This is a genomic window from Oceanispirochaeta sp. (genome assembly GCF_027859075.1).
Taxonomy (GTDB): Bacteria; Spirochaetota; Spirochaetia; order DSM-2461; family DSM-2461; genus Oceanispirochaeta.
The window spans coordinates 1-7,331 of record NZ_JAQIBL010000147.1 but is presented as its reverse complement, the minus strand read 5'-3'; the positions used below and the strand labels follow the sequence as shown (position 1 = coordinate 7,331).

The window sequence follows — 7,331 nt, the reverse complement described above, 5'->3', positions numbered from 1 at the left end:
ATTGATGCCCATTGCTTTTCCCGGATAGATGGTTATCCCTTTCTCAAAAAGAAAATCATGCAGATCATCAAATGAATATCCTATTGTTTCAGGTTCCATAAAAGCTGTTATCATCTTCGACTGGTAAGCTTCTTCCACGAGCATCTTGAAACCAAGTTTCTGCATACCCTCGGTCATGATTTTCCACAGACGGCAGTAGCGATCGTACCTTCCCTGAAGGCTCTCCTCCTGAAACTCCTTCAGAGCCTGATGGAGGGCGTAGACTGTTTGAACCGGTGGAGTGAATCTGAACTGTTTTTTATCTCTGTAGTATACAAATTGGTTGTACAGATCAAGATAAAAGCCGCGGGCCTTCTGATCCGCCAATTCTTCGAGAGCCTCTTTTGAGGCTATGACAAAAACAAGACCTGCCATTCCCTGAATATTCTTGTTGGAACTGGCAACCAGAAAATCTATGTGACATTGTTTCATGTCAATAGGTATACCGGCAAAAGAACTCATGGCATCGACAACAAAGCGCAGGTCATAGGCTTTTGCAATTCTTCCTAAGCTTTCAATGTCATTCAGAAGGCCGGTAGTGGTTTCATGGTGCACGACAAACAGGTGAGTAAAGGAACCTTTTTTAACAAGATCCTCTATGGCAGACAAGTCCAGGGGAGTGTATTCGGAGGATGAATATGCCTGATAATCCAGTCTATAGGTATCCGCAATGGTACACATGCGCCGTCCGTAGGCACCGTTGCTGATAATCAGAAGTTTAGCATTTTCTGGAACGGAACAAAGTGTGGATTCAACACCTGCCGTGCCTGAACCACCGAAAAGAACACTGACATAATCCTGGTTATCTGCGGCAATATCGGTGAGTCCTTCTATGATATCATCAACGATACCAGCAAATTCATGCTCTCTGGGGCAGATATCGGGAATGACCTGAGACCACTTTACACTATCTGTGGTTGTAGCCGGGCCTGGATTCAACAGTATTTTTCTTTCCACTTCTTTCATTCTAAATCTCCTTCAGCTTTATAGATGGCAGGATAAACTTCTTTTCTTGCCCGGATCAGATCTTCTTCATTATCAATTTCACACCATTCAAGTTTTTCAGAATGAAGCACCCTGAATGGATGGCTGCTGTGAAGTTCTGCCAGCATATGTTCGTAATCCATTTTAGGACGGTCTTTCTGGATTGTTGCATATCTGCGGCAGATCAATTGGTATCCTTTTGCGGATATTTTTGAAATTCCCACAAGAATAGAATTGACCTGTCCATCCGAAAGATCTTCTCTCTGTTTCGAAACACCACAGAGAGTATTATCTCTGTCTGTTTCAAGATAGACCTCGTCTCCATACTCTGTCACATCAGAACCGAGTACCAGATCGGGAGCCCCATGTTCCAGCAGTTCTGTCAGGGCCCGTTTTTCATAGAGCAGATCCGATTCGAGCAACAGAAAAGAGTCGTCCAACCGGTCTCTCATATTAAACAGGGTATACAGACTGCTTGTACTTTTATATCGAGGACTATGTATCAGACTGACTTCAGGATATTCAGAGGTGATTTCCTGAAAAGCATCAGCACAATGTCCGGTCCCGATAATGATCCTTTTTATTCCAGCAGAGAGAAGTTTTTTTATAGATCTTCTGATAAGGGTTTCCCCGTCAATAATCATGAAAGATTTCGGTACTTCCCTGGTGTATTCCTTAAGCCGGCTTCCCAATCCGGCAGCCAGGATTACGGCGGTTTCTGTCATGATGGTGTTTCCAGTTTTTTCATGAAGTTTCTCTTGTTTTCCTGAGGTGTTTCCTGAGGTCTTCCCAGATCTTTTCGGGCGAAAGTGGAAACCAGAACTTCCATCAGCACCGGTCCTTCCGCCCTGGAAAAATCCTCCAGATATTGCCTAAGGCTGCTTTCATCTACAGCAGTAAAAATCTGTTTATAACCCATGACTCTCGCTGTTTCCGCGAGGGAGAATCCTCTGGCTGCGGTTGGCTGCCCTCCCACAGATCCGTGAACTCCATTATTCAGAATGACATGATGCAGATTGGCCGGAGCTTTTTCGGCAATGATTCTCAGTCCTCCGGTGTGCATGAGAGCGGCACCGTCTCCATCCAGGCAGACAACAGTTTTCTCCGGCTTATTCAGGGCAACTCCCAGTGCAATTTGAGAGACATGCCCCATGGACCCTACATTCAGGAAGTCCCGGCAAACCTGACGGTCTTTTTTTCTGATTTCATAGAGCTCCCGTGAAATATGGCCTGTTGTGGACAGAAAAACTGTGTCTTCGGGATAACTGTGCACTATGAGTTCAATAGCGTCCTCTCTGGTCATTGTTGAGAGAGGTTCCGTTTTTTTCTGGAGAACATAAGAATCAAAAGTGTCTTTTCTGACCACAAGGGCTGAAGGTGATGAGGTTTCTGCTGATTTCCGGCAGACCTCCTTCAGTTGAGTTGCTGCTTCCTGTTCATTATCCGGTACTATGTCATAGGGGATTCCCATCGTTTTCAGTAGTTCAAGAGTTACTGCTCCCTGTTTGACATGTTGAGGTTCATCTTTTGTTCCAGGCTCTCCCCGCCATCCTATGAGGAGAATCATGGGGATTCCGTACACCTCTGAACAGGTCAGAGACATGAGGGGATTGATGATGTTGCCTAATCCGGAGTTCTGCATATAAACCAAAGGGATTTTTCCCGTTGCCAGGTGATAGCCTGCGGCTAATGCCGCTGCATTTCCTTCATTGGCGCTAATGATATGCTCTTTACCTTCAGATTTGTCGGTAATGCAGGCACAGATATTTTTCAAGAGGGAGTCTGGTACGCCTGTAAAAAAATCTATGCCGTTTTTTTTGAGCTCTTCATAGAAAAATACAGGATTAATCATGACATACTTTCCGGGATGAGAGATATGACTTCTTTTATGGACAGGCAGTATTCTCCCGCCTCTTTGGCTCTATGATGGGTTAGAATGCTCTCCGCAGTCTTTTTCATGGCGGGAAAAGCACTTCTGAGCATTTGATTTGCATAGATCACAATGTTGACCCCCGCATCTGCCAGTTCATCTTCAGTCATACTATTTAAGGACGAGGGTACAACAACAAGGGGGATAGCGGGAAAATCTTTTCTGAAGGTTTGGCAGAATTCCAGGATTTCATCAGGTTCTTTTCTGCGGCTGTGAATCATTATCCCGTCTACTCCGGCTTCTACGTAGGCTTTGCCTCTTTCCAAGGCATCTTTCATACCCGTTTCCAGGATGAGGCTCTCAATCCTGGCTATGATCAAGAAATCTTTTGTGACCTGGACTCTTTTCCCCTGTGAAATCTTGTCGGCAAATTCTTCCTTTGTGTCCTGTGTCTGGGTAACTTCAGTTCCGAAGAGGGAGTTCCTTTTCGGGCCGATTTTATCCTCAATAATCACTGCTGAGACCCCCAGTCTTTCGAGGGTCCTTACTGTGTAGACAAAATGCTCTGTCAGCCCGCCGTTGTCGGCGTCTACAATCATAGGTTTTGTTGTGACTTCCATGATCTGGTCAATGGTGGATACCCGGGATGAAATGTCAACAGTCGAGGTATCCGGTTTTCCTTTCGATGCAGAATCGGTGAGACTGCTTTCCCAAATCCCGTCGAACTCTCTTCGTATACCGTTTTCTTCAACAAAGGTTTCTTCCACTATCAGTCCGGACAAGCCGTTATGGGCTTCCATTATTCTGACGACTGGTCTGGCTTTAATCAGCCGTCTCAGGCTTTTCATCCTGATTTCAGGAGTTGTACCCTGTTTTCTGGCATCCGAGGCCATCAGTGTGCTTGAAAATCCTTGTGAGTAGGGAAGTTCCACTAACTTTCCTCCCCAGGTAGATAACAGGTCAAGAACTTCCTCCCGGAAGCAGCTTTCCGCCCCAATGAGCCAATCATCTCCGTGAACAACATAGTCAGGCTTCAGGGTATCAAGATTTTGCCGGTAACTCATAGCTTTTTGAGGGACAACACTGACAACACCCTTCAAATTCTCAGCTATGATTCTGCGGTGTTCATACTCCAGAACTGGAAGTCTGCTGAATGTCGCTATGGCCTCGTCAGTATATAAGCCAATCGTAATTTCTCCGAGTTCCCGTGCTTTTTCAATGATGTTGAGATGCCCGGGATGAATAAAGTCGGCTACCAGTGCCACATATACCTGTTTCATACAGTCTCCTTTAAACCTTGTATTTCCTTAAGTATTCCGCTGAACCGCAGAGAGAGTTGGTCTCTCTGGGTTTTGTATACATCAGATGCGCTCTGGCAGATCTCTTTCTGTTCCTGTTCATGGCTGAGGTAGTATTCAGTCTTTTCCAGTAAATCTGAAGCATCCCATTTCAGAGGCACATAAGTCTCGCCGGGGAAGAAAACATCCGGCCATGTTTCCAGATGACTCATGTCGGGTTTCAGCAAAAGAGACTCTCCCAATATGGCTTCAAAATCCCTGATACAGAGTTCCCCCCAACCGAAGGGACTCAATGTCATACGGGATGCACCTATCTCCTGGTTGTACTGTTTCTGACCTGTTGATCCTGTCAGAAAAATATCCTTGTCCTGTATCATATCCAGCATCAGCTTCCGCTGATAGGAGATTGTATTTTTATCAGTCAGCAGGATGCGGGCGTGAACAGGTATGGTTTTCTCTTCTGATATATTCCAGCTGTAATCTGATTTGGAATGTAGGAGGGAATGAACCCCCATTCCCGTTGCACGTGCCAGAGCGACTCCGGCCCGCTGAATGTATTTTCTACGGGGGAATTCTCCGATGCCTATGTTCCATGAAAGTCTTAATTTATTCAGCTGTTCAGGATCAGATTCTGCCCTACGATCTCTGTCGTGATCATCTGAGATGTTGTCTCTTTCATGGAAATACTGGGTATAAAGTTCTCCACCATACAGTTTCTTACCATACAGGCTTTTATCTTTGAAGAGTGCCTTACTGTAAAAAAGATCTACATAGGGCAGCACTTCCAGCCTTGGAATTCCACCACCCGCATTGCCGTTGAAAAAGGCAATGCGGTCATATTTTTTTCTGGCTTTTTCAAGGAAATCATGGTCCACCCTGTCTGGTTTTAGAAACTGTCTGACCATGATCAGTATGGTATTCCGGTCTTTTCCGAGGCAGTACTCCGGTGAGTTTGTAAATGTAAAGTTGTGTCTGAACTCTTTCATAAGAAAAGGGGTTAAAGAGTGATACAGAGCGATTCTGTCGTAATGCGACAAAACTGTTATTTTCACTTAAGATCCTTAACGATTTTGAGGGTAGTAAAAAAGAGCATGGCTGTGTTAAGCAGAGCATAAACAAATAAATAGGGAATAACGTTTGATGTGATGAGAGCTACGATCATCAGGGGAAGAAACAGATTTGTTGCTGATATGATGTTCTGAGAAAGGGTCACCAGCATTTTTTTCAAGCCGAATGAAGCTTCCCCCCTTTTAATCTCCAGAAACTCGCCATGTTTCAGGGTTTTGTACTTCTGATACAGTAAGCGGGACGCCAGACTGCTGACTGCTGACCAGTAGGCCATGGATAAAAGAGTAATCAGCAACAGGGGTGTATCGTTCTGTGTTGAGGACAGAAAAAGATGAATCAGGTAATTATCTGTGTTGAAATTGAAGAGGCCCAAGTGAGGCTGGACGGCGTATAGTCCCAGGGCCGGTAGTATAAGTGCATATACCGCATAGGCTCCCGCCGCATCCAGAAATTCTCCCAGGTATTTTCCCTGATGATTGGTTTTCTTTTTAAATCGGGCCACCGTGCCATCAGCACAGTCCAGAACCCCCCAGACAAACAGACTGGCCGCTCCCCATAGTGCAGCGGTGAGATTTCCTGTTGTTAATAGAACAGCAGAGATAAGGACAAAGACTATTGATATGACTGTGACCTTGTTTGCACTGATTCCTGCATTGACAAACCACCAGGCCGGATGCCATGAAAGTGGTCTTATGACATAATATGTCCAGAATTCTTCTTTTTCTGATGCTCTTTTCTCATCTGTATATGTGGCAAGTATTTCCTGAAAATTAACCTTCATTAAACAATCCTCTACTTGAAGATAACAGACATATCCTAGTATATTTGTTGGACTATGAACAGACCAAAAATCGCCGTCATGACCCGGCCTATTGATAATAGATCCACAAGTGGAAGTGGTAAGCATCTGATTGAAATCCTGCAGGCTCTGTTAGAGCTTGATCATGGTTTAGATATAACTTTTGTCCATAATATGGACTGCGATCATCCACTTTACAGACATCCTGATGTCAAAGAGATTAAAATCCCCAGGAATCCTCTGAAGGCATCAAAGATTTTGAGGGATCAGAACTTTGACTTGAACCATTATTCACCTGTTTCCATCATGAGTCCCATGTGGGGTATTAAAGCAAAGAAAACAGGAACAATCCACAACGCCGAGCCGGTACTGATCCCGCGTCATTTTCCCTTGTGGCAGGTCATTCATGAATACCTTGGATGCCGGCCTATGTCCAGGAAACTGGATGGTATCGCCACCGTTTCCTGGACAAGTAGAGAGTTTCTTGCCAAATTCTACAATATTCCAGAATCTCTTTTTACCATCTGCTACAACAGTTACAATCACAATTACAAAGTTCTGAATGAAGAGAATCTACTCCATAAAGAACCTTTCCTTTACCATGTGAGCAAGTTTTCGCCCCGAAAAAACCCCTGGGTTCTGCTCAGTAGTTTTGCTCTTTTGAAACAGGAGTTTCCCGAACTGAGACTCAAAATATCAGGAAGCAAATGGGATAATCCTCAGGTGGATAAAGAACTTACCCTCCTGGGGATTCAGGATGATGTTGATCTGCTTGGATTTTCAACTGAAGAAGATATCATCCATAATTTGAACAGGGCCTCTGCTTTTGTGTTTCCTTCCCTTTGTGAAGGATTCGGTATTCCCAATATCGAGGCCCAGGCCTGCGGTTGTCCTGTCGTGACCAGTGCCGCTTTTGCTATCCCTGAAGTCGTGGGACAGGGGGCTGTTCTCGTAGATGATTATAAAAATCCCCAGGATTTTGCCAATGGGATTAAATCTCTTTTTCAAATGGATGAACAAGATAAAGCAGTTCTTATTGCAGCCGGGCTGGAGAATGTGAAGAGATATTCCTGGAAGGAAAGTGCTGAAGAACTTGTTAAATTGTGGAAAGAATTGCTGGAATGATTAATGGATAGAAACCTTTCAATAATCTTGTTTTATAATATGTCTTGTATTAGAGACTGTAAGGTTGCAAAAAAAATACGGATGATTTTTTGAAAGTATAGCTGAGAGGTTAGTTTCTATGATAGATTTTGCTTTATGAAGATATTAC

At 44.3% G+C, this 7,331-nt stretch carries 7 protein-coding genes; 1 reads left to right on the top strand and 6 read right to left on the bottom strand.

Annotation, left to right across the window (positions count from 1 at the left end):
- The 6 genes from PF479_RS08395 to PF479_RS08370 form a co-directional block, all read right to left on the bottom strand.
- On the bottom strand, window positions 1-1,005 hold a 1,005-nt coding region (locus PF479_RS08395), incomplete at its 3' end, for a 2-aminoethylphosphonate aminotransferase (protein ID WP_298004845.1).
- Window positions 1,002-1,748: a phosphocholine cytidylyltransferase family protein gene (locus PF479_RS08390; RefSeq protein WP_298004843.1), complete on the bottom strand. Its 747-nt coding sequence runs from the start codon at window positions 1,746-1,748 to the stop codon at window positions 1,002-1,004. The genes PF479_RS08395 and PF479_RS08390, both read right to left, overlap by 4 nt.
- A complete protein-coding gene (aepY, locus tag PF479_RS08385; RefSeq protein ID WP_298004840.1) occupies window positions 1,745-2,875 on the bottom strand; it encodes a phosphonopyruvate decarboxylase in 1,131 nt (376 codons plus the stop codon). Before aepY ends, PF479_RS08390 begins: the two co-directional genes overlap by 4 nt.
- Entirely contained in the window at window positions 2,872-4,173 is a 1,302-nt protein-coding gene (aepX, locus tag PF479_RS08380) for a phosphoenolpyruvate mutase (protein ID WP_298004837.1), read from the bottom strand. Before aepX ends, aepY begins: the two co-directional genes overlap by 4 nt.
- Window positions 4,170-5,243, bottom strand: a complete 1,074-nt coding sequence (locus PF479_RS08375; protein ID WP_298004835.1) for a glycosyltransferase family 1 protein — start codon at window positions 5,241-5,243, stop codon at window positions 4,170-4,172. The genes aepX and PF479_RS08375 overlap by 4 nt, the downstream gene beginning before the upstream one ends.
- Entirely contained in the window at window positions 5,240-6,040 is an 801-nt protein-coding gene (locus PF479_RS08370; RefSeq protein WP_298004832.1) for a CDP-alcohol phosphatidyltransferase family protein, read from the bottom strand. Before PF479_RS08370 ends, PF479_RS08375 begins: the two co-directional genes overlap by 4 nt.
- 54 nt (window positions 6,041-6,094) lie before the next feature.
- Between PF479_RS08370 and PF479_RS08365 the strand changes: the two genes are divergently transcribed.
- Window positions 6,095-7,183, top strand: a complete 1,089-nt coding sequence (locus tag PF479_RS08365; protein ID WP_298004829.1) for a glycosyltransferase family 1 protein — start codon at window positions 6,095-6,097, stop codon at window positions 7,181-7,183.
- The last annotated feature ends 148 nt before the right edge of the window (window positions 7,184-7,331 follow it).

Bases quoted from the DNA above. Each gene is read 5' to 3' on its own strand.
- aepY (WP_298004840.1), bottom strand. From the start codon at position 2,875: ATGATTAATCCTGTATTTTTCTATGAAGAGCTCAAAAAAAACGGCATA.
- PF479_RS08390 (WP_298004843.1), bottom strand. From the start codon at position 1,748: ATGACAGAAACCGCCGTAATCCTGGCTGCCGGATTGGGAAGCCGGCTT.
- PF479_RS08370 (WP_298004832.1), bottom strand. From the start codon at position 6,040: ATGAAGGTTAATTTTCAGGAAATACTTGCCACATATACAGATGAGAAA.
- PF479_RS08365 (WP_298004829.1), top strand. From the start codon at position 6,095: ATGAACAGACCAAAAATCGCCGTCATGACCCGGCCTATTGATAATAGA.
- aepX (WP_298004837.1), bottom strand. From the start codon at position 4,173: ATGAAACAGGTATATGTGGCACTGGTAGCCGACTTTATTCATCCCGGG.